The organism is Paludibacter propionicigenes WB4 (assembly GCF_000183135.1).
GTDB classification, from domain to species: domain Bacteria; phylum Bacteroidota; class Bacteroidia; order Bacteroidales; family Paludibacteraceae; genus Paludibacter; species Paludibacter propionicigenes.
In genome coordinates this window covers 3,123,800-3,149,721 of record NC_014734.1, presented here as the reverse complement: position 1 = coordinate 3,149,721, position 25,922 = coordinate 3,123,800, and the positions used below count along the sequence as shown (strand labels likewise).

The window sequence follows — 25,922 nt, the reverse complement described above, 5'->3', positions numbered from 1 at the left end:
AACGCTTCCAGAATGAAATTAATCTCGAAATTCCAACTCTTCTTGTTGTGCGTTACACTTTCCTTCGGAAGTTGTAGTGATCATGTTCAGTCGTCTATACCCGACTTTCCGGTTAGCTTGCAATTAAATTTGACTTCAACTTATCCAACATTCAGAAATTCGTACAACAAGAGCCTTACTTTCATAAAAGGAGTTTCTGTTACTGACAGAGTTGGTTTCGGGGGCATTTTGGTCTATTCCGGATTTGACGGAACGTACTATGCTTTTGACATGGCTTGTCCTTACGAGATAAAATCAACAGTCAGAGTCTATCCCAATGATATTGGTCAAGCTGTATGTGAGAAGTGCGGGTCGGTTTTTGACATAGGTTATGGCATTGGCAATCCGTCGGCAGGTCCAGCCAAAGAAGCACTCAAGAGATATAAAATTTCATTATCCGGCGATATCCTCTATATTCTTCACTGATTTGGTTTATTTTCAAGCACTATTTCCATTGTTTTGACTTTAGCAACAACGATGATACAGCCACAGCTACAATGTAAAAGGGATACACTATTGATAGCAGAAACGCATTGAGCCAAACACGTTTTAGCTGAAAAAAAGCACTCACTGAATATAAAAATTGTGAATCGACCACGTATTTGACAACAAAAATACTTATAAGCAACATCAAATACTTGTAATCAAAGGCCGATAGTACAAACAGCACCAATTCAACCAGACTGATAGAAAAAATCACGCAAGCAGTAAAAATTAGTTGCCAATCGCTATAAGCAGGCGCTTTAGAAGTCCATCTCCTTCGTTGTCTGAATAAATCGCCTAATGTATCAGCTGCCCCGGCAAAGGCAAATGCATGTTCCGATTTCAAAAACTTAATTATTCCCTTCTGCTGTTTTACTTTTTCCAACAGAAAAATATCATCACCCGATTGTTCTTCTTCGTGTAAATCGTCCTTGTGGCGCATCCATACATCTTTTGAAAAAGCAAGATTGGCTCCGTTGCATAAAATCGGCATCCTGGCTCCTGTTGCACCAGCTCCTGATGCTACTAAACTTACAAACTCCAGTTGCTGAATATCAAAGAAAACAGAATCATTGCCTACAAGTCTTACCGGAAGAATCAACAAATCACATTTATGACGGCTTTGAAAAGCAGCTATAGCCTCAAGCCAGCGCTCCGGGTGAACGCAATCAGCATCTGTTGTAACAATGAAATCTCCCTTTGACTCCATGATACCTTCGCGAAGAGCATTCTTTTTCCCAAAACCTCTGGCATCGATTAGTCTGATAGTTGAAAAATCCACCTGAGCTTCTAAAACAGCATCGCGTGTAGCATCTAGCGAGTGATCATTCACCAGTATCAGTTCGAAATGCAGATACGTTTGATTTATCAGGCTGGAAATTAATCTCTTGATATTGTCCTCTTCATTTCTACAAGGCACAATCACAGAAATAAAAATATCCGAGGTTTTATTCTCCAACAAGTCCGGCTTCTCCAACATCCTCCAACCGATGCTAAAAACGATGATTAGAAGAGCGTAAAAAAGAGTAATTAACGCTGAAAAAGCTACAATCCACCATATATAGAGTTCTGGCATAGAATGAATTTCGCGTATTTAAAATAAATAATTAAGTCCGAGATAGAATCCTTTTTCTCCATCCTGTTTGTCGAAGGCTTTACCGAAATCGGCAGATATCACAAAGTTTTCATTCCAACCGATCTTTAATCCCAGCCCGGCAGCCGAGTGAAATTGTCCTGATGCATAATCTTTAAAGTAAGTATTTCTATCTGCAAGAGAAAGATTTGTCAGGTTCATATCAACCGGTTTAAGAATGAGACCTGTATCAAAAAATAGATTAGTACCAAGGTAGAAACTTTGCTTCATAAATTCGAAGTGCAAGAATTTATATCGCAATTCAAAATTACCAAATCCGACATTGTCTCCGATTACACGATTACGCAAGATTCCACGAATAGATGTTTTGCCACCCAGACCCTGATTGGTTGCAGCAGTTAAGTAACTGGTAATAAGCAAAGGCTGAGCATAATATGGAACATGGTTATTACCTAATGACATTTGATAATCAAGCCTGTATGCAAACAATAAATCTTTGGCCAACGTAAAGTACTGTCTGTGAATAATAGCCAGTTTTGTATGCGGAAAAGTTCCATTGACAAACTTAGGAGCCGTTTGAATCACAGCCTCTGTAAATATACCTTTAGTTGGGCAAGCCAACTGGTCACGGGAATCGTATTTTAAACCCGCTTTAAAGTAGTTGATACTTCCACCCAAAGCTTCTTCTGCATTGATCAAACCCCAATTCTTATATTTCTCATACAAAGTCTCTCCTGTTTTATCAATATTCAGCTTCCGGTTATTGATAGTATCCACAGCAAAGTGATAGAAAGAATAACCCGCTATCCAACCGAACTTTGACTCACCAAAATAACCCTGGAAATCGGCTTTGGCCCGAAACATATTTTTCTCATTTTTATAAAACAAGCGATTAGAACTTGTCACCAAGGATGGATTATAAACACTCTGAAATCCATTGAACCCGTAAAAATCAGACATCTGGTCAGTTACGTAACTAATATCAAATGTGGTTCGAACCTTCGGGATTAATTTTTCAGAATCGTACCTTACCCGTGCTATGGTAGTACCTTTGGTATAAGTAGATAATTCAAGATAAAGGGAATGATCATAGTTCGGAAATCGGGCTGCATTTCCGTAGAGGTAAAAATTAATCAATGCACCATACTGAAATCCTAAGTCAGAATCGTACGATATGGCAGGCAAAGCACCAAAAGTTAATCCGCTTTTTTCGTTCGTCTCCGAAAAAACTGACAGCCCTGACATGAAGAAACAAAATATGAGTACAATCTTTCTCATCCTACAAATTTTAGTATTCACGTCAAAGATATAAAAAAACAGATACAAAAATAAGCATGCTTAAATTAAGCATGCTTATTCGTATAGTAAATGAATCAAATAATTAGTTATTGCTACAGTTCTCGCATATACCAAAATAAGAAACTTCGACCGAGTCTATCTTAAACTTGGTTTGAGGTATTTGAAATAAAGACTGATCAAGATTAAAGATATCATGTACCTTACCACAGCTTCGACACAATAAATGAGCATGAGCAGAAATATCCACATCGTAGCGCGCATTTTTTTCATCGATAGCTAAAGCACGTACTGCTCCACGCTCAACAAATAAGTCGAGAGTATTATAAACAGTCGTCTTTGATAAAGTTGGCATTGTAGGACTCAAGGCCGAATATATTTCGTCGATTGTAGGGTGTATGCGGTTTTTCAACAAAAAATCCATCACAGCAGACCGCTGTACAGAAGGCTTTATGGAGAACTGACGTAAATAATTATGAGTTTGCAACATGGCTATTCCTTTTTTGTATATTTTCTTTATTTGTTACGATTACAAAGATAGATGTTTTTTCGCATATTTCTATAATATTTTATGTTGATTATCATTAAAGAAATTATTCCGTATTACTATTTAACCGAATTGGCTCTAAAGGAATATACGAATAGCAACACAATCAATCAACAATACTAAAATAGCCCGCTTTTAAGTAGCTCCTTATGCATACACAACAAAAAAACAATTGCAGATTCATCCCAAGATGATCTGCAATTGACATTCTTAAAGTATAGTTGAACAAAACTACTTTTACCTGCCGATACGATTTCCGCCACCGCCTCCACCAAAGTTACCGCCCCTAAAGCCGCCTCTGGTTCCACCTCCATTCGCCGGGCTAAAGCTATCTGGATTCGAAGGGTCAGCATTATCGTTCATTCCACCCATTCGGGATCGATTACCTGCACCTCTTCTGTTTCCTGCATTATTAAACCGATAGGTAAAAGTTGCCATATAATAGCTTGTCAGAGCTGTATATTGTGTATCTGTCACTGAATTTGTAGTTACACTACGGCTCATATTCAACCGTTGGTGCAAAATATCATTTAGTTGCAAACGAATCAATCCAGCATTATTGCGCAAAAATGATTTGCTCAACTGAGCATTCCAGAGTACTTCATTCTGATTATATCCTGCGCTATATCCACGGTTGGCTGTATAGGTGACATCTGATGATAATGAAACTGACCACGGGAAAGTAAGCTGAGTATTGTAAGAAACATGATATGTTGTGGATTGTCTGGGGCTAAGTCCGGTCATTGTATAATTGGATGAGCTATAGCGAACCTGTCCCCGAAATTGCCCGTAAAACCAGTTATTTTTATAACTTATTGATAAATTAGGCGAAAGAGTAGCTGTGTGAGTCACATTACGCTCGCTCTGCTTATTGAGCAGTGTAAACCCAACCTGATTACTGTAACCAGCTCCTGTTCGCAAATTCAGATTAAATCGCATTTTTTTATCGAGCGGTTGGGTAAATAAAATATCAGCCTGACTACTCCATGTTCCATTCTCATTTACAGGGTGTGTGTATTGTACTCCTGTACCTCTTTCGTAAGTAGTATAATTAATTATCGAATTCTGCTCAAATTTATGAGTCAATGTTGCACTGAAAGAAGATTGAGTTGTTCTCTTATTACTGTTATATTCCAGCGAAATGTTATGATCAAACGAAGGTAACAAATCCGGATTACCACTACGAATATTAAGTGGATTGGTAACGTCTTCCGATGGGTCAAGCTGAGTTATCGACGGTTGATTGGTTCTACCGTTATAACGCATACGTAAAAACTGTCTCAAAGTTTTGTCGTTATTAAAACGATAAGTGAATTCGAATTGTGGAGCATAGTTCACGGTTTTCCGCGGAGTCGGTTTATTATAGATTGAATCTTGTCCCTGACCGAACCAATCTTTTATATACCCTACATTGTCTGTATAACTTGGAGATATAGAAACACCTATATTGTATGAATATTTAGGCTGAACAACTCTCAGATTTGCACGAATATTTTGACTTACCGAATGTACGGACGAACTACGGCTGTAGTTGGCATTTAAATCAACATATTCTTCTGTTATCGGGTCAAAATCATAGGTTTCTCTTTCATTGACAGTATTATTAAACTGTACATTATATAATAAATCGATAAAATAATTCTTTGCAATAGGCTCTACGTAGGTGATTCTCATACCATACGAGTTACGATTTGCAGTATTGGCATTTTGCTGGTTATAAACTGTGCTTTTGTCGGGTGAAAGATAAAATTTATTGGTGGAGTTATTAGTCCCCACGCCATCACTCTCACTCATATTTAATGTACCACTAAAGCTAAGACGCCTTCCTTTGGCAGACAACTTGCGCGATACATCCAATTGTAAGCCCAGGTTAGTTCCCTTAGGATGAAGCGTACTGGAAGATTTACTTTCGTTTACAGCTGTAGAGTCAGCATCGCCGGCCATTGATTTTTGATAAGAATCACTGCTGCTTGATGATTTATTAAATGAAATTGTCGGAGTAAAGATAATCGTTGTCAATGAATCCATCTGATATTCCATTTTCCCACCAATGCTGAAGTTATTACTGATAGAGCGAGAAGTAGAATTACTTCGGCGGTATGACACACTATCGGTAAAAATATTTTCTCTGAAACTATTACTTTTGGTATAAGTATCACCGTAGTTATACGATATATTAGCTCCTATCTTAAGTTTCTTATTAACTTCTTTTGCCATATTGAAGCCGATTAGGGATGAACTGGTAATTCCGTTTCCACCACTGGTACTTCCGCCTCCGCCAGAATTACCACCTCCGCCACCACCGGCTCCTCCACGACCGCTCATCACGTTATTCCCTCTGTCTGTTGAGGCTCTTTCGTTGATATTATTGGTGTTTCCGATTAATGAATATTGTTCGGTATCGGTAAATCGATTCAACATACCACTGGCAACATATCGGGAATCTTCATTGTTCTTGTTGTCAATAATCTGACCTATACCTGCATTAATATTCCCCATCCAGCCCTTCATCATACCTTTTTTAATGGTTAGATTAATAATGGTTTCCGGTTCATCGTCATCAACTCCGGTAAGAATAGCCATATCGGATTTTTTATCTATCACCTGCACTTTATCAACCATATCAGCTGTGAGGTTCTTAGTTGCCATTTTGGGGTCATTTCCGAAGAAATCTTTACCATTCACCCGCACTTTAGTTATCTGTTTACCGGCTGCTGTGGTAATTTTTCCGTCAGCATCCACTTCCATTCCGGGCAATCGTTTTATAAGGTCTTCTACCACAGCTCCATCAGGAGTTTTGAATGCAGCGGCATTATACTCCATTGTATCTTCTTTTATAACCAGTTCCGGCATCTTACCGTTTACGGTAACTTCATCCAGTTTTTTGTTCGCCTCACCGAGCTTGATAGTACCCAGATTGAGTGTAGTTCTTCTAAACTGCTGCTCTTTTATTTCTACACGCTTAGAATTATAGCCGGTAAAAGAAAATATCAAATAATAATTTCCCGTTTTTACATTTTTCAGCTCAATTAGACCATTCTGGTTAGTAGTTCCGCCCTGAATTAATTGATTTGTCTTTGCGTTAAACAGCCTCACAGAGCTAAACTCTATCAACTGATTATCAACAGAATCAGCTACGACAGCTCTAATTGTAACCGAAGCAACTCTGTTTGCGGTAGAACTCTGAGCATTTCCGCTAGTACGCTGCCCAAAGAGGGCAAAAGTAACGCAACTCAAGATAAAAAAGGTGTAAATTTTCTTATTCATTTTCATTAAATTCAAAGTACATATTGTATTGACTATTGAATTAGAAGATAGTTTAAGTTATTGAACCAATCGAGAGTTTGGTTTTTAAACAATACACCTAGCATTTTATGGGCATAAAACAGATTGATAAGCGATTATCAACTTTTGTTTTTTTTTCTGAAAGATACTCATGAGCAAAAAAAAGTCGCAATAAGATCTTATTGCGACTTTTTAATAATAAAAGTATAGTTGTTTTTAATTACAATACGTTGATTTCTTTCAACACATCGTTAGTAGCACGTACTGCAGCAGCGCTCTTTTCGAACAATGCTTTTTCTTCAGCATTCAGTTTGTAATCAACAATTTCTTCAACACCGTTTTTACCAATTAATACTGGTACACCAATGCAAATATCTTTTTGTCCGTATTCTCCTTCAAGGTAAACACAGCAAGGGATAACTTTTTTCTGATCGTGAATGATAGATTCAACCAGGTAAGCAGCAGCAGCTCCCGGAGCATACCATGCAGAAGTTCCAAGAAGACCGGTCAAAGTAGCTCCACCAACCATAGTATCAGCAACAACTTTAGCCAATGTTTCAGCATCAAGAATATCAGCTACCGGACGACCTTTGTAAGAAGCAAAACGAGTCAACGGAATCATAGTAGTATCACCGTGACCACCGATTACCAAACCTTCAACTTCAGTTGGGTTAGCATTCAATGCTTTGCTCAAATAGCATTTGAAACGTGAGCTATCCAATGTACCACCCATACCGATAACTTTGTTTTTAGGAAGACCTAATGATTTAAATGCCAAATAAGTCATTGTATCCATTGGGTTACTAACCACAACAATGATAGCGTTTGGAGAGTATTTCAGGATATTACCTGCTACGCTTTTAACGATACCTGCATTTACACCAATCAACTCTTCGCGAGTCATACCCGGTTTACGTGGAATACCTGAAGTGATAACTACAACATCTGAATTTGCTGTTTGAGCATAATCATTGGTGCAACCAACAATTTTAGAATCGAAGCCTAACAAAGCGGCAGTTTGAAGCATATCCAACGCTTTTCCTTCTGATACGCCTTCTTTCACATCAAGCATTACAACTTCGTCAGCTACTTCATTGAATGCAAGTACATTTGCACATGTGGCACCTACATTACCGGCACCTACTACGGTTACTTTTGACATAATAATTTTATTTTTTAATTGTTCTTTCTTGTTATAAGTATACTGACGCAAAGATACAATTATATATTCAATTAGAGAAAAATTTCTTTAATTTTTTGACAAATAAAAGTACCTATTTTCATTTCAAAATGCTTGGGAACAAATTGCTCAAAATTCTAAGTTTATTTGTATCTTTGTGGTCGAAAAAAAGGGCTATTCTTGAAGCTCTTAGGTTATCTGACAAAGAATTAAAGACAAACGTCAGGAATAATCAGCAGAAACACATGATAATGCACGGTCGTTTATTTCCGACACAAATTATCAGGCCAGTAAGTATCAAACATTCATAAATAATAAGAATATGCAAACAATTGACAAATTTAATTTTGCCGGTAAAAAGGCAATAGTTCGTGTGGACTTTAATGTTCCTTTGAATAAAGAAACCGGTGCCGTTACCGACGATACCCGTATTCGCGGAGCATTGCCTACAATTAAAAAGATTTTAGCTGATGGCGGTTCTGTAATTTTGATGTCTCACATGGGTCGTCCGAAACAAAACCCGGATCCTAAGTTTTCGTTGAAACAAATTATTTCTGCAGTTGAAGATCGCGTAGGACAAAAGATACAATTTGCTGAAGACTGTGCCAATGCTGATGCACAAGCTGCTGCATTGAAAGCCGGCGAAATCTTATTGCTCGAAAACCTTCGTTTTTATGAAGAAGAAGAAGGCAAACCACGTGGCGAATTTGCTACCGACGAAGAAAAGAAAGAAGCTAAAAAAGCATTGAAAGCTAAACAAAAAGAATTTGCTAAGAAATTGGCAGGCTACGCCGATGTTTATGTAAACGATGCATTCGGAACTGCTCACCGTGCTCACGGTTCTACCGCTGTTATTGCCGAATACTTCTCTACTGAAAATAAAATGTTCGGATTCCTTATCAACAGCGAGTTGATTGCTATGGATAAAGTATTGAAAGAAGCTCAGGCTCCTTTTACAGCTATCATGGGTGGTGCTAAGGTATCTGATAAGATTTTGATTATCGAAAACCTGCTTGACCGCGTTCAGAACCTGATTATCGGTGGTGGTATGACTTATACTTTTATCAAAGCTCAGGGTGGCGAAATTGGTAACTCACTTTGCGAAGTGGACAAACTTGATTTGGCTCTTGAAATTTTGAACAAAGCAAAAGCAAAAGGCGTAAATGTATACATCCCTACTGATGCTGTAAACGCTGATAAATTTGCTGCTGATGCTGAAACCTGCATTTCGAAAACAAACGAAACTCCTGCCGGATGGATGGGATTGGATATTGCTGACGAAACCATTGCTACTTTCAGCGAAGTAATTGCAAACTCTAAAACTGTTCTTTGGAATGGTCCAATGGGTGTATTTGAAATGGAAAAATTCGCTAAAGGAACTACTGCTATTGCTCACGCTGTGGCAACTGCAACTTCAAAAGGTGCATTCTCGTTGATCGGTGGTGGTGACTCGGTAGCAGCTATCAACAAGAACAACCTGGCTGATAAAGTAAGCTACGTTTCTACCGGTGGTGGTGCTATGCTTGAATACATGGAAGGTAAAGTTCTTCCGGGTATCGAAGCTATCCGTGGATTTTAATCAGGCTCTACACAGACAGAAATAAAAGACATCGGAGTGTAGCCTTTAAAGTTACACTCCGATTTGTTTTTAAGTCCGGCTTTAAATTTCAACTATGATTTCGGATAATCTCAACAATAAATCAGGCCATCAACAATCGCTGTCATCCGTTTTTCAATGGATGCCTACCTGTGCTTTGATTATTGACAGCAATGGGATGATTCTGGAAGTAAACCAACAAGCCATCAGGTTTTTCAAAGCCGCCACCAAAGAAGATTTCATTTTTGATAAACAAAATATCAGAAACATGTTTATCGACTCGCAGCGCACGATGGATATGATAAAAACCATCAGCCGGAATACCGACCTGATAAGCCGCGAGATATTGCTCCGACGATTCGACAAAACGATAAGCAGTGTAGATATGACTGCAGGCGCTCTACCCGACAACCCGGGGCTGATACTGATTCAGTTCACCGAGTCGCATGCACAGAGCCAGGCCGTGCTGGATCAACTGTCGCAAGCATACAAGCGCGAGGCACAACGCCTGAGACCTTACCTGAACAAACCCGGAAAGAATTTGCTCGACGAAATTATTCTCAACGATATGCTGGAAGAAATTCTCGCCAACAAATTTATACGCCCCGCCAAGCCCGAGGTAGTCAGCGAAGAAAGACTGGATTTACTCACCAACATGTTTCCCGGATTTTCGAACATGGAATTGCTCCTGTGCGGCTACTTATCGCTCAAAATGACTATCGACGATATTTCCAACCTGACGGGCAAAACCCCCAACAGCCTCCGGGTTTCTTTTCACCGCATACTGAAAAAAACCACTTTTGCCAACGGCAAAGAGTTTATACGCAAGCTAGAGTCATTAAAACACGTGCAGAAATAAGCAGTCGGGAACATTACTCCTCCCAGATACTCTGCAAGGTATAACTTCCACCCGGCACCACACAAAAATCGCCCAATGCCATACGCAGGTTTCGTTCCAGCGAGTTGATAAGAGTCACATCCTCTGCATCCAGCTGCAGATTCAGCGCAGCATAATTATCAGCAATACGTGTTGCATTCACCGACTTCGGTATAACCGCAGTTCCACGTCCCATACCCCATGCCAACAATACCTGAGCCGGTGTAGCATGATGTTTTTCGGCCACAGCGAGCACCACTTTTTCGTGCGTAAGTCCTACCTCGCTATGCACCAGCTTGCTGGTACCCAACGGAGAATAAGCCGTCACCACGATCCCTTTTGCCTGACAGTAAGCAAGCAGTTCGGTCTGTTGCAGGTAAGGGTGCAGTTCTATCTGGTTGACTTCGGGCACAATCTCTGCTTTGGCTATCAGCTGGTTTAGCTTAGGGATATTAAAGTTCGACACACCGATATGGCGGCTTAGTCCGTTCTTTTTCACTCCCTCAAGCGCTTTCCAGGTAACGGATAGCGGCATTTCGTCCAGCGACCACACCTCCGAAGCCTGTTTCACATGAACACATCCGGTTTTAAAAGCCACCGGCCAGTGCATCAGGTACAAGTCAAGGTAATCCAGTTGCAGGTCTGCCAGTGTTTTGCGTATAGCCACCTCTACCCGCTCCGGCGCATGGTCGCTGTTCCAGAGCTTGGAAGTAATAAAAAGCTCTTCCCTTTTCACCAACCCGAGCCTGAAAGCCTCCTGCAGTGCCAGTCCTATTTCCTTTTCATTGCCATACATCGACGCACAATCAATATGCCGGTAGCCCGTGCGGATAGCTTCGAGTATAGCATTGTATGCATCATTATTTTTCGACAGCCAGGTACCCAGACCTAGGACAGGCAACCGGTCGCCATTCTGAAACGTAAGATTTGTCATATCACCTTTATTATTTATTAGACATTATATAATGTTACGAACATAAGAGTTTATTGCAAAGACTATTTATTGCCACGAAGTGGCTAAATTTGAATAACCCCCGGTAAGTGAAGCGCAACCGGGGGATGAAAATCAAAACACAACTCCAGCCCCGAAGTGGGCTGAATATCACTATAAAAAATGTCATTGAACCCCTTCAGGGCTCCAACAGTTTCTATGATTCTCATCCGCCGGTTTTACCGGCGGTTATTCACATTGATTCCCTTCAGGAATCTAAAATTAAATAATATGCCTCATTAGTCATAAATCAAAGCATTAGAAGTTCAAAGAATCAAACTTATATAATCTCTAGTGTATTACTAAGTTTGCTAAACGCAAAGATAGAAATGAATGTTCGGAAACACTAAGTTTTAGGTTTTTTTGTAGAGAATTAAAGTGTGTAATGCAAATACACCGACTTGCTCTTTGGCACTTTATAAACCGCTGCCATCGCCGACCAACAGGCAGCTTCAAGGCTTAACGGCAGGCATCTTTCAGGCAGTAATCATCACACAAACAGCAGCCTAACGGATATAACATATTGAAAAGATTATAATTTTATACTTACATCCTATTGGAAATTAAATTAAAACTCTGTATATTTGTCGCACTGTTTTGTTAATCAATAATTTCAGTTCCGACAGACTAAACCATCGGAAGCGAAAAACAGAAAACAGAAACTGACTAGGAAACTTTTATCAATACACTATGGTTTACAATTACCACTTTCAGAAGCATTCGTGTATTCACAGCAGCTTAGAGCGCATAGCTGCACATTTCGCTTTTGCTCAGGGTGCAAGCCGTGTTATTGATTTAATCGGTGTTTGAAAACAACACTAACCAATGACCCGTTGCACTTGACCTGTCAAAACCTATTGGCAAGTCGAGCAAAATAAATAAAAACTTTAATCGAAAAAAAATCATGAATGTAAAGTATGTATTAGCATTGAAGGGGAATCCAGGAAACCCCGATGCACCCAAAAAGTATTATGCCCAAACAAAAAGTGTAGGGGATATAACACTAAAACAAATTAGCCGCGAAATAGCCGAAAACTCTTCGACCGTGAGCGACACCGATGTACTGGCCGTATTGAACGACCTGACAAAAATTCTGAACCGACACTTGAAAAATGGTGAGATTGTACGCTTTGGCGATTTCGGTACATTTCAGATAAACATCAAGAGCGAAGGTGCCGAAAGTGAAGAAAAATTTACAACGGCTATGATAACAGACACCAAGGTAACTTACCGACCGGGCAGCGATGTACGGGAAATGTTGAACAATATCAAGTTCGAAAAACTATAAGATAGTCGAACCGGACAACCCTAAAACCGGGAGCAAAATACGAGAATGCAACGGGTCGTATGGCGCTTTCGGTTTTCTATTTTACAAGAAGTATCACTCGTTACCGACGAGAATAAAAACAGTCTCCTACCATTTTAAAAATGCTTTCCGAGCGTTTTAAAATTACTCTCCGAAGAACCGAGCAACTACTCTCCGATGAGTTTGAAAAAAGATTGGAATGGGAAAAACGCTAAGAACACTACTAAAAAACTAAATCATCTCTACACCTTGCATATATAATAAAAACATCATATACTTATGAAAACATCTGCAAACAACATTTATTTCAATGGAATCAATTCTTTTAAAAAGATTTTCGACTCCAAGGGAGCTATTGCACCAATAGCAGAAAAGTCATGTCGCAACTTCGACATCAAAGCACAAAACGATGTAAACAAAGAACAACGTATTCATTATTTTGCCGTTGGGCATACATTTAAACAACTGGATACCGAGAATCTGTTTGAATACGTCCTCGATGAAAATTTACGAGCAAAAAGACCAACACGTTTTATAAGCCTACAACAGTTTGATAAAGAATTTATAGAAAATATTAAACGTTTAATATCGGACATCCGCAATATCAATAGTCACTATATCCATCGTTTCGACCCTTTAAAGATTGATGCTGTTCCCACCAACATAATCGATTTTCTGAAAGAGAGCTTTGAGCTGGCTGTAATACAAATCTACCTGAAAGAAAAAGGAATAAACTATCTTCAATTTAGTGAGAACCCACATGCCGATCAAAAACTGGTTGCGTTTCTGCACGACAAGTTTTTGCCTCTGGACGAAAAGAAGACTTCAATGCTTCAGAATGAAACCCCTCAATTAAAAGAATACAAGGAATACCGAAAGTATTTTAAAACATTATCGAAACAAGCTGCTATAGACCAACTTCTGTTTGCAGAAAAAGAGACCGACTATATCTGGAATCTATTTGATAGTCATCCGGTACTCACTATAAGTGCTGGTAAATACCTATCTTTTTATTCATGCTTGTTTTTGCTTTCCATGTTTTTATACAAGAGCGAAGCAAACCAGCTTATATCCAAGATAAAAGGGTTTAAAAAGAATACAACCGAAGAGGAGAAAAGTAAGCGGGAGATATTTACTTTTTTCTCCAAAAGATTCAACAGCATGGATATTGATAGCGAAGAAAATCAACTGGTAAAGTTCAGGGATTTGATATTATATCTGAATCATTATCCGGTGGCATGGAATAAAGACCTTGAACTGGATTCGTCGAACCCTGCCATGACCGACAAGCTCAAGAGTAAAATTATTGAACTGGAAATAAATCGTTCATTTCCTTTATACGAAGGAAATGAGCGGTTCGCCACATTTGCCAAATATCAGATTTGGGGTAAGAAGCATCTGGGCAAGTCCATCGAAAAAGAATATATAAATGCAAGCTTTACCGACGAAGAAATAACTGCTTATACGTACGAAACAGACACCTGCCCCGAGTTGAAAGATGCTCATAAAAAATTGGCTGACTTAAAAGCCGCAAAGGGGCTATTCGGGAAGAGAAAGGAGAAAAACGAAAGTGATATTAAAAAAACGGAAACGAGCATTAGGGAATTACAACATGAGCCAAATCCGATAAAAGACAAGTTGATTCAGCGTATTGAAAAGAACCTGCTCACCGTTTCTTATGGACGAAACCAGGATCGGTTTATGGACTTTTCAGCGCGCTTTTTGGCTGAAATCAATTACTTCGGGCAAGATGCCTCGTTTAAAATGTATCATTTTTACGCTACCGATGAGCAAAACAGCGAACTTGAAAAATATGAACTACCCAAAGATAAAAAGAAATACGACAGCCTGAAATTTCATCAAGGGAAGCTTGTCCACTTTATCAGCTATAAAGAACATCTTAAACGTTACGAATCGTGGGATGACGCTTTTGTTATCGAGAATAATGCCATTCAGCTTAAACTTTCGTTTGATGGAGTTGAAAACACAGTTACCATTCAGCGGGCATTATTGATTTATTTGTTGGAAGATGCACTCAGAAACATTCAAAACAATACGGCTGAAAATGCAGGAAAACAACTATTACAAGAATATTACTCGCACAACAAAGCCGACCTCAGCGCATTCAAACAAATTCTGACACAACAAGACAGCATTGAGCCACAACAAAAAACAGAATTTAAAAAGCTTCTACCCAGAAGACTATTAAATAATTATTCACCAGCAATAAATCATTTACAAACCCCACATTCATCACTACCTCTCATACTTGAAAAGGCTTTACTGGCAGAAAAACGATACTGCTCACTGGTAGTGAAAGCAAAAGCTGAAGGCAATTACGATGATTTCATAAAGCGGAACAAAGGCAAACAATTTAAGCTCCAGTTTATACGAAAAGCCTGGAATTTGATGTATTTTAGAAACAGCTATTTGCAGAACGTACAGGCAGCAGGGCACCACAAAAGCTTTCACATTGAGCGCGATGAGTTCAATGATTTCTCGCGATATATGTTTGCCTTCGAAGAGCTAAGTCAATACAAATACTACTTAAACGAGATGTTTGAAAAGAAAGGATTCTTTGAGAATAATGAGTTTAAGATACTGTTCCAAAGCGGAACTTCGTTGGAAAACCTATACGAAAAAACTAAACAAAAGTTTGAAATATGGCTCGCAAGTAATACCGCAAAGACGAATAAGCCTGACAACTATCACCTGAATAACTATGAACAACAGTTCAGCAACCAACTGTTTTTCATCAACCTTTCGCATTTCATCAATTATTTGAAATCAACAGGCAAACTACAAACTGATGCTAACGGGCAAATAATATACGAGGCTTTAAACAACGTTCAATACCTTATTCCGGAGTATTACTATACCGACAAACCAGAGCGCAGCGAATCTAAAAGCGGAAATAAGCTTTACAATAAATTAAAAGCCACCAAACTGGAAGATGCATTGCTTTACGAAATGGCTATGTGCTATCTGAAAGCAGACAAACAGATTGCCGACAAAGCAAAACACCCCATCACCAAACTGCTAACAAGCGATGTGGAGTTTAATATCACCAACAAAGAAGGAATCCAGCTCTATCATTTATTGGTGCCATTTAAAAAAATCGATGCCTTTATCGGCTTAAAAATGCACAAAGAACAACAAGACAAAAAACACCCAACTAGTTTTCTTGCCAATATTGTCAACTACCTGGAATTGGTAAAGAATGACAAAGACATCAGAAAAACCTATGAAGCCTTTAGTACGAATCCTGTGAAGAGGACATTAACCTACGACGATCTGGCGAAGATAGACGGTCACTTGATTTCCAAATCTATCAAGTTCACCAATGTAACATTGGAGTTGGAACGCTATTTTATTTTTAAAGAATCATTAATCGTCAAAAAGGGCAACAATATTGATTTCAAGTATATCAAAGGCTTAAGAAATTATTACAACAATGAAAAGAAAAAGAACGAAGGAATCAGAAATAAGGCATTCCATTTCGGTATCCCCGATTCGAAGAGTTATGACCAACTGATACGTGATGCTGAAGTTATGTTTATAGCCAACGAGGTGAAACCGACTCATGCCACAAAATATACCGATCTGAACAAACAATTACACACCGTATGCGATAAATTGATGGAGACAGTTCACAACGATTATTTTAGCAAAGAAGGTGATGGAAAAAAGAAACGTGAAGCTGCCGGGCAAAAGTATTTTGAAAATATAATCTCTGCTAAGTAAAGACTATTTTGAATCAACCCACTAATACCCTTCATTTAAATGGTAGACATGACTCATAATAACTTCCGTAAATGCAAGAACCTGTTGTAAGTGCCATTCGTTTGAAAGGCAGAAACAACGAAAACTATTTGAACAAAACAAACTTCGCAGTTGTAAGTGCCATTCGTTTGAAAGGTAAAAACAACTTGTTTTAAACTGATGTAAAAGTACAAAATGTTGTAAGTGCCCTTCATTTGAAAGGTAGAAACAACTCAAAATTAGTTCTTTATTTTCAATTAATAGTTGTAAGTGCCCTTCGTTTGAAAGGTAAAACAACTTCATAAGCTGTAATAAAATAAGTAGCATGGTTATAAGTGCCCTTCATTTGAAAGGTAGAAACAACCATTTCAATATGTTTTAATTTTTTCAATGTTGTAAGTGCCCTTCGTTTGAAAGGTAAAAACAACTAGTAGATGATCTTCTTAGGGAAAATCAAAGTTGTAAGTGCCATTCGTTTGAAAGGTAAAAACAACCTATCTCTGTTGCTATTGGTGCGGCTTTTTGTTGTAAGTGCCCTTCATTTGAAAGGTAGAAACAACAGTTGGTCTACTCGTTATATTTTCCATATAGTTGTAAGTGCCATTCGTTTGAAAGGTAGAAACAACTAAAGTTTGAATCTTAGATTCCGCACAAATATGTTTTGGAATGAGCACATATCGCAAAGGAAAGGTCTATCCAAGGTCTCGCGATTTAGAATCGCAAATATAAAAAACGCAGTTAGAAACCGCGAGACCCGACTTGATAGAATGCAAAACGTCTTTGTCCTTCCATACATGTTTCTTAAATGAATAATGGCGAAGAATTATACTGTAATATAAAATCATTATCTTTGCCACAACAAATTAGAATTAAAACAAAATGAACCGTCCGGAGATTGTTAGTCAGTTGCGTGAAATTATACGCAGAGAAGCACCCAATGCCAAAGTTATACTTTATGGCTCGGAAGCTCGTGGCGATGCCCGTCCTGACAGCGATATTGATTTATTGATTCTGCTGGATAAAGAGAAAGTAACATTGGAAGACGAACAAAAAATAACATATCCTATTTATTTGTTGGAACTCAATACAGGAGTGCTGATAAGCCCGATGGTAATAGCCAAAAACAAATGGGAAAACCGACCTTTTAAAACCCCTTTTTATTTAAACATCGTGAATGAAGGAGTGGAGATATGAAAGACAGTTTTGATGAAGAAAGTATAACAGGATTAGTCACATACAGAATACAGAGAGCGAAAGAAACCATGTTCGAGGCAAAATTATTGCTTGATCAGGATTGTTTTAACGCCTCTATTAACCGTTTATACTATGCCTGCTATTATGCTGTAATTGCTCTTTTAGTAAAGAATGGCATTTCGGCTCAAACCCACGGTGGAGCAAAACAAATGCTGGGTTTGCACTTTGTTGTGACAGGTAAATTATCGCCTAAAGTTAGTAGCTTTTATTCAACTCTTTTCGAAAAAAGACATAGCAGTGATTATGACGATTTTGCATTTAGCGACAGAGAGACTGTTGAAAAACTCTATCCTCAGGCTCTTGAGTTTATTGAAACCATAGAGAAATTAATTCAGTCGAAATAAAAACCCACGACCCCCTGCTCCCAAAGCAGGTGTGCTAAAAATAAAAAGACAGGGCATTAACCGATATCGATTAATGCCCTGTTTTTATATAAAAGTAATTTCCTTACGCCAATTTAGCCAATGCTTCTTTGATCCAGCCAAAAGCTTTTACCAGGTTTTCGTCCGAAGTAGCGTATGACATACGAATGCAGTTAGGTGCACCAAAAGCGTCGCCACCTACACAAGCCACATGGCCTTCTTCAAGCAGGTACATAGCCAGGTCGCCCGATTTCTCAATAACACGTCCGTTGTACGATTTGCCAAAGAACGAGCTGCAATCGGGGAAGATATAGAATGCTCCCTGAGGATCGTTGGTTTTCAAGCCCGGAATCTGACGAGCCAAATCCACCACAAGTTTCTTACGACGCTCGAAAGCTACGCGCATGGTTTCCACACAAGTCTGGTCGCCGGTGTAAGCCGCTTCGGCAGCTTTCTGGGTGATAGAGCAAGGTCCTGAAGTGTATTGACCTTGCAGGGTGTTGCAGGCAGCAGCTATCCATTTAGGAGCAGCTATCCAGCCCAAGCGCCATCCGGTCATGGCATAACCTTTCGACACACCGTTGATAATCACCACGCGGTCGCGTACGTTATCGAACTGAGCAATACTTTCGTGGCTGCCCAAGTAGTTGATATGTTCGTAAATTTCGTCCGAAAGGATAATGATATTAGGGTACTTAGCCAATACATCGGCCAGCCCTTTTAATTCTTCTTTGCTGTAAACACTTCCGGTAGGATTGGAAGGCGAGCATAGAATGATTGCTTTAGTTTTAGGAGTGATAGCAGCTTCGAGTTGTGCAGGGGTAATTTTAAAGTCCTGTTCAATACCTGCGTACACTTCCACGGTAGTACCATCGGCAATTTTCACCATCTCCGGGTAACTTACCCAGTAAGGTGCCGGAACGATAACTTCGTCGCCCTTGCTGATGATAGCCATAATCACGTTACATACCGATTGTTTGGCTCCATTAGAACATACAATTTCCTCGGGTTTATACTCTAAGCCGTTTTCAGCTTTTAATTTAGCACAAATGGCATTACGCAAAGCAGGGTATCCGGGTACAGGCGAATAAAACGAAAAGTTATTATCCACAGCCTGTTTGGCTGCCTGTTTTATGTGGTCAGGGGTGTTGAAGTCTGGTTCTCCAACGCTGAGGTTAATCACATCGAATCCCTGAGCTTTCAGCTCATTACTTTTTTGAGACATGGCAAGCGTTTCTGAAGGAGAAAGTGCCGCCAGACGTTCTGATACTGGAAACATAAATTGTATTGTTTTTTATTATTATTTCGGTGCAAAAGTAATCAAAAAAAATCAATTTTGCGGGTTATTATAATCAATTGAAACTAAATTGAGACATACTAAATGTCCTGCGAATCGAATCTGGAAGCCAGAATCTGACGGGCACTCTGATAGCCCAATTCAAAAATCTCGCGTCCTTTATCCACGCTGAAAGTTTCGTAATTTCCCATATCCAGAGGCTCTATCAGCAAATCGCACAGCTCTTTGTCGTGCAATATATTGGCTTTGAACATGAAATGGTACGAACGCAGCGCTATATTGATAATACTGGTCTTATAATCGTCGGCCACCATGGGGCTGGCATTTATCCCTATCACTTTCTCACAGTCGGTGCGAATGGTCGAAACCGGGAAATTTCTCAGCACTCCACCATCAACATAATTTACCCCGTTTATGACCTTAGGATTAAAAAGCACCGGCACACTGCACGAAGCCACAATAGGTGCTATAAGTTTTCCTTCGGTAAAAACGGTGCTTACTCCTTTATCCAGGTTAGTGGCCACAACCCGCAACGGGATGTTCAGCTCCTCGAATGTCTTAGCACGTAATGTTTCGGCGAGGAAATGCTCAAAAATATCGATCTTAAAAAATCCCCCTTTCGGAATACGAAGCTTAGTCATATCCCTCAGTCGCATATCTTCGAACAATACTGCAATTTCGTCCGGTGTGTATCCGTCGGCATACAATGCCCCGACTACAGATCCCGAACTCACTCCGGAAATAATGTCAGGTTTAATACCTTGTTCTTCGAGCGCCTTGAGCACTCCGGCATGGCATAGTCCCTTGATGCCGCCTCCACTAAGCGCAATCCCTATACGATAAGGCTTGCTGTCGAAAAGTCGAGAAAGATTCATAATGTTTAACGAGTTGATTAGTTAATATGCAAAGATATTTAAACAATAAACAAATCGAGCAACGAACCACCTCCGGACTCCGAGTAAATTAAACCGAATACTTGGAGAATTTGTTCATTACACGCTCGTAATATGTTTTGGAAACCGGAATATCAGGCGTGTTCATTGCGTCCAGTTCAAGGTAAATACCATCTTTGGTTTTGCGCAGCACCTTCACTTTATCCAGGTTGACAATATACGAGCGATGACAACGTACAAGCGGTCTGTCTGTGGTCATGTTTTCTTCCATCCACTTGAGCGAATTCCGAATAAGAAAATGAGACAGTTTGGATTTATTTAAATAATGGATGGTAGCATAATTATCGGCCGAATCGACATACAAGAGATTCTCCAAAGCGATAGAAATCTTCAGTTCGCCTTTTTCGTCCAGAAAAGCAATCAGATTCTTTTTATGCACTTCTACAGGTTGCTCTTCTTGCGACAGTTTCTCCAGCATATGATTTTTTTCGCGCCACGAGAAGTACAACCACAAGATGGCGTACGGCAGCAACAAGATAAGACTTGCATGAAAAGCCGAGTCATTGAATATCTCGACAAAATCGCGCCCTGCATTTTCTTCGGGAATAAACTTGGTGAACAAGGCATAGAACATCGACATGGACAATATCTCTGCCAACACCCACAGCCCGTATTGCCAATAATTGATGGCATTTTTCCGGATATAGGCCAACATGATAAGCCTGCTGATAACCACTACCAACATGCCCACCAACACGATTAAACTGGCAAACACAAAAAACTTCAGATCAGAAATCTTATACCAGTCGCGCGAGCCGAAGGGTTTGAAAATATTGATGAACAAGAGAGCAAAAGCCGCAGTAAACAATATCAATCGTATGACATTGTTCTTCTCTGTCAGATAAGCAGGAATCTTGGAGTTCATTGTCTTGTGTGGGGTTCAAAAAATACACGGGCAAAGGTATAGTATTCTACCCAAACAAACAAACCACATTTTCGCACGGTATTATTTTTTCACCCCGCTATTGTTTATTTTGCCCCATATTCATCGCTTTTGTCCCTTGCGAAGTATAAACTCCCCACATAGTTGTCCGTAGACCACATATAGAGTTCCTTTGCATCGACAAAATTATGCAATATATGAACTACTCTCAACGGCAAATCGAACTCAGTGCTCAATTTCAATTGGGAATTGACACCCACCTAAGCGAATCGAATATCGACATCCGCTTCTGTTCATTTACAAGCAATAAATTCGGGTCATTGATTGATCCTGAATTAATCAGTACAGAGGACAAACATATTCGTGAAAATATGTCGTTCTCCTATCCGGTATTTATGCGCAAAGGCTCTGCTCCGGCCAACAAAGCAATATTGCTTTTGCACGGACTGAATGAGCGCAACTGGAGTAAGTACCTTACCTGGGCAGAGTATCTCTGCACGACAACAGGGAAACCGGTGATACTATTCCCCATAGCTTTTCACATGAACCGGTCACCACTGAGCTGGTCGAACCCGCGCGCACTGACAACCCTGATGGAGATGCGACGAAGAAACAACGGAATGGATCGTTCACTTAGCTTTGCTAATGTTGCGCTTAGTGAAAGAATCAGCGAAAACCCTAAACGTTTCTACAGTTCTGGTCGTCAGAGCATCAACGATCTGGCTCAGCTATTCACCGAGATAAAACAAGGCAAACATCCCTTCTTTAGCGAAAACACACAGGTTGACATTTTCTCATACTCGATAGGTTCATTTCTATCGCAAATCACCATCATGACAAATCCTGACGGGTTATTTTCCGATTCAAAACTCTTTATGTTTTGCGGTGGAGGTATTTTCAGTTCTATGTTTGGCGAATCGCGAAGCATTATGGACAAGTCGGCTTTTGCTCGCTTACTTCAGTATTATATGAATGACTTTTCGTCAACAGTCAAACCGGCTTCTTTGTCCGACAGAATCTACGAATCGTTTTTCAGTATGATTTCGCCCGACAAAAACAAAGCTGAAAGAGAAGATTTCTTTAAGCAACTGGGAGACAGAATTGAAGGAATATCGCTCGAAAAGGACAGGGTAATACCTTATCGCGGAGTGGTGGAAGCAATGGGTAACGAAAATGCCAGTTCCAGAATAAGCCTGCTCGATTTCTCTTTTCCTTATTCGCACGAAAACCCGTTTCCGATAGTGAACAGTTCCATTTCCTCCGAGATTAACGCTTCGTTTAATCAGGTATTCGGGCGTGCTGCGCAGTTTCTGGCATAAAGCATCTGGTATCAGAACCAACCATAAAACCTTGATATTCCATTGTTGATATCTTTTTCAACGATTGACACTTCGATATTTTTTTTTGAATTATATTTGCAAACGTAACCATTCCTATCGGAAACACTTGCATTTTAATTTGAAAAATTATGGATTATTTTCTTATCGTTGTTGCAGGACTATTTCTTATCGGCGGATTAATCGGCTGTCTGGTACCCAAAATGCCCGGCACTCCGCTCTGTTATCTGGGAATAATGATACTCAATTTCAGCTCTATTGCCGAATACTCCGTTCACTTTTTTATTCGCTGGGGATTAGTAATAATTGCCGTTCAGGGATTAAATTACTTCATCCCACATTGGGGTAAGAGACAGTTTGGAGGCAGCAGAAGAGGCGTTTGGGGAAGTCTGATTGGGATGCTGGCAGGCATTTATTTCGGTCCCTGGGGCATTGTCACCGGAGCAATTCTCGGCGCTCTGATTGGTGAACTCATTGCAGGCAAGGAAAGCAACCGGGCTATTCACGAAGCCATAAGCTCATTCTCCTTTTTTATTCTTGGCACCATTTCTCAGCTCATTGTAGCAGGTATCTTAATCGATCATTATCTGTTCAATTTATTGACTATAATCTAAATAAAAGAAGCCCTGAAGATGAAACATCTTCAGGGCTTCCTGTTATTGATCGTACTCATCAAACAAGCTCAACAAGCTCTTCCAGCGATGCCAGACTTTGCTCGCCTGTCTTCATATTTTTCAACATCACTTTGTTTTCCTTCATTTCCGTTTCGCCTACGATGGCTACAAACGGAATTCGCTTATTGTCAGCATAGCTCATTTGCTTTTTCATTTTAGCCGGTTCGGGATAAATCTCGGCATTGACTCCTTTGTTTCGCAATGCACTCAACCACGGCAAACAATACATAAGTTCCTTTTCGCCAAAGCTGACAAAAAGAATCCTAGTTTGCTCCTGCGACGTTTCAGGGTATAAGTTCAACTGATTGAGCACATCGTAGATGCGGTCGGCGCCAAACGAGATACCCACACCCGAAACGCCTTCCATACCGAACACGCCCGTCAGGTTATCGTAACGTCCACCACCGGTAATGCTGCCCATCTCTACATCCAACGCTTTTACTTCAAATATTGCTCCGGTGTAGTAGTTCAGTCCGCGTGCCAAAGTCAAGTCCAGCTCAATAGTCGTTTGCACTTTCATGGCTTCGCAAAGTCCGAAAATAGTTTCAAGTTCCGACACACCTTTCAAACCCACTTCCGAATCGGCCAACACTGTTTTCAACTGGTTTAGCTTTTCGGCATTGGTTCCGCTCAGCTTCAAAATAGGTTGCAACTTGGCAATAGCTTCATCAGAAATCCCTTTTGACGCAATTTCCTCGTTTACTTTTTCCAATCCGATTTTATCCATCTTATCGATGGCTACGGTTATATCGGTAATCTTTTCGGCTTCGCCAATAATTTCGGCAATCCCGGAAAGAATTTTGCGGTTGTTTATTTTTATCACCACATTGATTTTCAGGCGACGATACACTTCGTCTACTATCTGGATCAGCTCCAGTTCATTGAGCAACGAATCGCTTCCCACCACATCCACATCGCACTGATAAAACTCACGGTAACGACCTTTCTGCGGACGGTCGGCACGCCATACCGGTTGAATCTGATAACGCTTGAAAGGAAAAGAAATCTCATTCTGATGCTGCACCACAAAACGGGCAAAAGGCACCGTCAAATCATAACGCAAGCCTTTCTCTGAAATTTTATTGGTGAGTTTAATGCTGTTTCTGCCAAGCAATTCATCATCGGCAAGGCCATTCATATAATCACCAGAATTCAAAATCTTGAAAAGTAACTTATCACCTTCTTCGCCATATTTTCCCATCAAAGTAGACAGGTTTTCCATGGCAGGAGTTTCTATTTGCTGAAAACCATACAGACGAAATACATCCTTGATGGTATTAAATATATAATTACGATTTGCCATTTCCTGCGGCGTAAAATCGCGGGTTCCCTTGGGGATAGAAGGTTTCTGCATAATATTTTAATGTGATAATGTGCTTATTTCGTTATTGTTTCAATTGTTTTAATATCATTTCCGTTGCTCCGGTATTGCTCTTTACATATTCTCCGGCTATTTTTCCGGCGCTGCTATCTTTCAACAGCAAATCAAATTGTGCTTCGAGAGTCACATAATTCGAAATAGAAAAAGCACCTCCAATGGCAATCAATTCTCGCGCCTCTCTGAATTTTTGGTAATTTGTACCGAACACAACCGGAATTCCATACACAGCAGCCTCCAAAGTATTGTGAATTCCTACCCCGAAACCGCCACCAATGTAAGCTACATGTCCGTAGCGGTATACAGAAGACAAAATTCCGATAATGTCTATAACCAGACAATTTGTTGCTTTTACGTTATCTGCATTTGCATCAGAATACCGCACAAATTTACCATCAAGTAATTTAGAGATTTCAGTAATATGCGAAGCGTGAACTTCGTGAGGTGCTATTATCAGTTTCACATCGGGATGTAACCGCAGGTATTGCACCAGCAATTCCTCATCCTTTGGCCAGGTACTACCTGCAATTATTACCTTTTCAGCACCTTTTACAAACTCTTCTATCAGCGGAAGTTGCTTTGCCTGCCGGTATAAATCGTAGACGCGGTCGAAACGGGTATCGCCGGCCACCGCAACATTATTGATTCCATGTGCTTGCAATAACTCCTTCGAAAACTTGTCCTGAACAAAGATATGTTGAAATGTCAGCAGTAATTTTTTATACCACTTGCCATAATTTTTAAAGAATACTTGTTCCGGACGAAAAATAGCGGAAATACTAATTACCGGAATATTCTCAGCTTGCAGCGCCAACAAATAATTTGGCCAAAATTCATATTTAACAAAAATGGCTTTCGATGGCTTTACCAGATTCACAAAACGCCATGCATTTCCGGGCACATCCAATGGCAAATACGAAACAATATCAGCTACAGCATAATTTTTCCGAACTTCATAACCCGAAGGAGAAAAAAATGTAAGTAATATCTTCGTTTCCGGCTTATCTCTTTTTAACTGCTCCATAACCGGACGACCCTGCTCAAACTCTCCCAGCGATGCAGCATGAAACCACACGTAGCGTGCATTGGGCTCAATCTGCGTTTTTAATTGTGCAAAAGCCTGCTGCTGTCCTTTTCTAAGCATACGGGCTTTTTTATTAAAGAGCGAAGCCAGAAAAATGAAAGCACCATAAAAATAAATACCTATATTGTAAATCAAGCCCATACAAAATCTGATTTTAAACTCCCCGGAAAATCGGGGTCAGTCATTAAAAAGAAAAGGCATTTCAAAATAATTTGAAACGCCTTTAAGTGGTTTAAAAACCAGA

At 39.8% G+C, this 25,922-nt stretch carries 21 protein-coding genes; 10 read left to right on the top strand and 11 right to left on the bottom strand.

The annotated features are described in order from the left end of the window. Positions 1–12: 12 nt before the first annotated feature. Positions 13–465, top strand: a complete 453-nt coding sequence (locus PALPR_RS15545; RefSeq protein ID WP_049777045.1) for a Rieske (2Fe-2S) protein — start codon at positions 13–15, stop codon at positions 463–465. A gap of 19 nt (positions 466–484) precedes the next feature. On the opposite strand, the gene PALPR_RS13065 is transcribed toward PALPR_RS15545, so the two are convergent. The 5 genes from PALPR_RS13065 to mdh form a co-directional block, all read right to left on the bottom strand. Then, positions 485–1,597, bottom strand: a complete 1,113-nt coding sequence (locus PALPR_RS13065) for a glycosyltransferase (protein ID WP_013446116.1) — start codon at positions 1,595–1,597, stop codon at positions 485–487. Between the two features lie 18 nt (positions 1,598–1,615). Next, the gene (gene omp85 / locus PALPR_RS13060; RefSeq protein WP_083807206.1) at positions 1,616–2,893 is read right to left on the bottom strand and encodes an Omp85 family outer membrane protein; all 1,278 of its coding nucleotides are present in this window, start codon (positions 2,891–2,893) and stop codon (positions 1,616–1,618) included. A 103-nt stretch (positions 2,894–2,996) separates the two neighbouring features. Further along, positions 2,997–3,401 carry a Fur family transcriptional regulator gene (locus PALPR_RS13055; protein WP_013446114.1) on the bottom strand — a complete coding sequence of 135 codons (405 nt, stop codon included), beginning with the start codon at positions 3,399–3,401 and terminating at the stop codon, positions 2,997–2,999. Positions 3,402–3,695: 294 nt separating this feature from the next. Beyond that, entirely contained in the window at positions 3,696–6,725 is a 3,030-nt protein-coding gene (locus PALPR_RS13050) for an outer membrane beta-barrel protein (RefSeq protein WP_013446113.1), read from the bottom strand. A gap of 238 nt (positions 6,726–6,963) precedes the next feature. Next, on the bottom strand, positions 6,964–7,905 hold the full coding sequence (gene mdh, locus PALPR_RS13045) for a malate dehydrogenase (protein WP_013446112.1): 942 nt from the start codon (positions 7,903–7,905) through the stop codon (positions 6,964–6,966). Positions 7,906–8,245: 340 nt separating this feature from the next. Here mdh and PALPR_RS13035 point away from each other — a divergent pair, with 340 nt between their 5' ends. Both PALPR_RS13035 and PALPR_RS13030 read left to right on the top strand, forming a co-directional pair. Then, entirely contained in the window at positions 8,246–9,502 is a 1,257-nt protein-coding gene (locus PALPR_RS13035) for a phosphoglycerate kinase (RefSeq protein ID WP_013446111.1), read from the top strand. Between the two features lie 94 nt (positions 9,503–9,596). Then, positions 9,597–10,379: a nitrogen regulation protein NR(II) gene (locus tag PALPR_RS13030; protein WP_013446110.1), complete on the top strand. Its 783-nt coding sequence runs from the start codon at positions 9,597–9,599 to the stop codon at positions 10,377–10,379. Between the two features lie 13 nt (positions 10,380–10,392). On the opposite strand, the gene PALPR_RS13025 is transcribed toward PALPR_RS13030, so the two are convergent. After that, the gene (locus PALPR_RS13025; RefSeq protein ID WP_013446109.1) at positions 10,393–11,331 is read right to left on the bottom strand and encodes an aldo/keto reductase; all 939 of its coding nucleotides are present in this window, start codon (positions 11,329–11,331) and stop codon (positions 10,393–10,395) included. A 961-nt stretch (positions 11,332–12,292) separates the two neighbouring features. Between PALPR_RS13025 and PALPR_RS13020 the strand changes: the two genes are divergently transcribed. From PALPR_RS13020 to PALPR_RS13000, 5 genes are all read left to right on the top strand, one after another. Beyond that, the gene (locus PALPR_RS13020) at positions 12,293–12,676 is read left to right on the top strand and encodes an HU family DNA-binding protein (RefSeq protein ID WP_013446108.1); all 384 of its coding nucleotides are present in this window, start codon (positions 12,293–12,295) and stop codon (positions 12,674–12,676) included. A gap of 297 nt (positions 12,677–12,973) precedes the next feature. Further along, a complete protein-coding gene (locus PALPR_RS13015) occupies positions 12,974–16,438 on the top strand; it encodes a hypothetical protein (RefSeq protein ID WP_013446107.1) in 3,465 nt (1,154 codons plus the stop codon). Positions 16,439–16,509: 71 nt separating this feature from the next. Beyond that, a complete protein-coding gene (locus PALPR_RS16115; protein WP_272867137.1) occupies positions 16,510–16,632 on the top strand; it encodes a hypothetical protein in 123 nt (40 codons plus the stop codon). A 703-nt stretch (positions 16,633–17,335) separates the two neighbouring features. Beyond that, positions 17,336–17,650: a nucleotidyltransferase domain-containing protein gene (locus PALPR_RS13005; RefSeq protein WP_013446106.1), complete on the top strand. Its 315-nt coding sequence runs from the start codon at positions 17,336–17,338 to the stop codon at positions 17,648–17,650. Then, positions 17,647–18,054: a HEPN domain-containing protein gene (locus PALPR_RS13000; protein WP_013446105.1), complete on the top strand. Its 408-nt coding sequence runs from the start codon at positions 17,647–17,649 to the stop codon at positions 18,052–18,054. The genes PALPR_RS13005 and PALPR_RS13000 overlap by 4 nt, the downstream gene beginning before the upstream one ends. A 103-nt stretch (positions 18,055–18,157) precedes the next feature. Here PALPR_RS13000 and PALPR_RS12995 read toward each other — a convergent pair whose 3' ends face one another. From PALPR_RS12995 to PALPR_RS12985, 3 genes are all read right to left on the bottom strand, one after another. Beyond that, positions 18,158–19,351 carry a pyridoxal phosphate-dependent aminotransferase gene (locus tag PALPR_RS12995; protein WP_013446104.1) on the bottom strand — a complete coding sequence of 398 codons (1,194 nt, stop codon included), beginning with the start codon at positions 19,349–19,351 and terminating at the stop codon, positions 18,158–18,160. A gap of 98 nt (positions 19,352–19,449) precedes the next feature. Beyond that, a complete protein-coding gene (locus tag PALPR_RS12990; RefSeq protein ID WP_013446103.1) occupies positions 19,450–20,244 on the bottom strand; it encodes a patatin-like phospholipase family protein in 795 nt (264 codons plus the stop codon). 88 nt (positions 20,245–20,332) lie between these two features. Then, a complete protein-coding gene (locus tag PALPR_RS12985; protein WP_013446102.1) occupies positions 20,333–21,187 on the bottom strand; it encodes a LytTR family DNA-binding domain-containing protein in 855 nt (284 codons plus the stop codon). Positions 21,188–21,402: 215 nt separating this feature from the next. Here PALPR_RS12985 and PALPR_RS12980 point away from each other — a divergent pair, with 215 nt between their 5' ends. Both PALPR_RS12980 and PALPR_RS12975 read left to right on the top strand, forming a co-directional pair. After that, positions 21,403–22,524, top strand: coding sequence for a DUF6051 family protein (locus tag PALPR_RS12980; protein WP_013446101.1), 1,122 nt, complete (start codon positions 21,403–21,405; stop codon positions 22,522–22,524). Positions 22,525–22,673: 149 nt separating this feature from the next. Next, positions 22,674–23,156, top strand: coding sequence for a DUF456 domain-containing protein (locus PALPR_RS12975; RefSeq protein ID WP_013446099.1), 483 nt, complete (start codon positions 22,674–22,676; stop codon positions 23,154–23,156). Between the two features lie 58 nt (positions 23,157–23,214). Here PALPR_RS12975 and hisS read toward each other — a convergent pair whose 3' ends face one another. Together hisS and PALPR_RS12965 are read right to left on the bottom strand one after the other, a co-directional pair. After that, the gene (gene hisS, locus PALPR_RS12970) at positions 23,215–24,570 is read right to left on the bottom strand and encodes a histidine--tRNA ligase (RefSeq protein WP_013446098.1); all 1,356 of its coding nucleotides are present in this window, start codon (positions 24,568–24,570) and stop codon (positions 23,215–23,217) included. A gap of 31 nt (positions 24,571–24,601) precedes the next feature. Next, the gene (locus PALPR_RS12965) at positions 24,602–25,819 is read right to left on the bottom strand and encodes a 3-deoxy-D-manno-octulosonic acid transferase (protein WP_013446097.1); all 1,218 of its coding nucleotides are present in this window, start codon (positions 25,817–25,819) and stop codon (positions 24,602–24,604) included. Positions 25,820–25,922 lie beyond the last annotated feature (103 nt).

Bases quoted from the DNA above. Each gene is read 5' to 3' on its own strand.
- PALPR_RS15545 (WP_049777045.1), top strand. From the start codon at position 13: ATGAAATTAATCTCGAAATTCCAACTCTTCTTGTTGTGCGTTACACTT.
- PALPR_RS13065 (WP_013446116.1), bottom strand. From the start codon at position 1,597: ATGCCAGAACTCTATATATGGTGGATTGTAGCTTTTTCAGCGTTAATT.
- omp85 (WP_083807206.1), bottom strand. From the start codon at position 2,893: ATGAGAAAGATTGTACTCATATTTTGTTTCTTCATGTCAGGGCTGTCA.
- PALPR_RS13055 (WP_013446114.1), bottom strand. From the start codon at position 3,401: ATGTTGCAAACTCATAATTATTTACGTCAGTTCTCCATAAAGCCTTCT.
- PALPR_RS13050 (WP_013446113.1), bottom strand. From the start codon at position 6,725: ATGAATAAGAAAATTTACACCTTTTTTATCTTGAGTTGCGTTACTTTT.
- mdh (WP_013446112.1), bottom strand. From the start codon at position 7,905: ATGTCAAAAGTAACCGTAGTAGGTGCCGGTAATGTAGGTGCCACATGT.
- PALPR_RS13035 (WP_013446111.1), top strand. From the start codon at position 8,246: ATGCAAACAATTGACAAATTTAATTTTGCCGGTAAAAAGGCAATAGTT.
- PALPR_RS13030 (WP_013446110.1), top strand. From the start codon at position 9,597: ATGATTTCGGATAATCTCAACAATAAATCAGGCCATCAACAATCGCTG.
- PALPR_RS13025 (WP_013446109.1), bottom strand. From the start codon at position 11,331: ATGACAAATCTTACGTTTCAGAATGGCGACCGGTTGCCTGTCCTAGGT.
- PALPR_RS13020 (WP_013446108.1), top strand. From the start codon at position 12,293: ATGAATGTAAAGTATGTATTAGCATTGAAGGGGAATCCAGGAAACCCC.
- PALPR_RS13015 (WP_013446107.1), top strand. From the start codon at position 12,974: ATGAAAACATCTGCAAACAACATTTATTTCAATGGAATCAATTCTTTT.
- PALPR_RS16115 (WP_272867137.1), top strand. From the start codon at position 16,510: ATGCAAGAACCTGTTGTAAGTGCCATTCGTTTGAAAGGCAGAAACAAC.
- PALPR_RS13005 (WP_013446106.1), top strand. From the start codon at position 17,336: ATGAACCGTCCGGAGATTGTTAGTCAGTTGCGTGAAATTATACGCAGA.
- PALPR_RS13000 (WP_013446105.1), top strand. From the start codon at position 17,647: ATGAAAGACAGTTTTGATGAAGAAAGTATAACAGGATTAGTCACATAC.
- PALPR_RS12995 (WP_013446104.1), bottom strand. From the start codon at position 19,351: ATGTTTCCAGTATCAGAACGTCTGGCGGCACTTTCTCCTTCAGAAACG.
- PALPR_RS12990 (WP_013446103.1), bottom strand. From the start codon at position 20,244: ATGAATCTTTCTCGACTTTTCGACAGCAAGCCTTATCGTATAGGGATT.
- PALPR_RS12985 (WP_013446102.1), bottom strand. From the start codon at position 21,187: ATGAACTCCAAGATTCCTGCTTATCTGACAGAGAAGAACAATGTCATA.
- PALPR_RS12980 (WP_013446101.1), top strand. From the start codon at position 21,403: ATGAACTACTCTCAACGGCAAATCGAACTCAGTGCTCAATTTCAATTG.
- PALPR_RS12975 (WP_013446099.1), top strand. From the start codon at position 22,674: ATGGATTATTTTCTTATCGTTGTTGCAGGACTATTTCTTATCGGCGGA.
- hisS (WP_013446098.1), bottom strand. From the start codon at position 24,570: ATGCAGAAACCTTCTATCCCCAAGGGAACCCGCGATTTTACGCCGCAG.
- PALPR_RS12965 (WP_013446097.1), bottom strand. From the start codon at position 25,819: ATGGGCTTGATTTACAATATAGGTATTTATTTTTATGGTGCTTTCATT.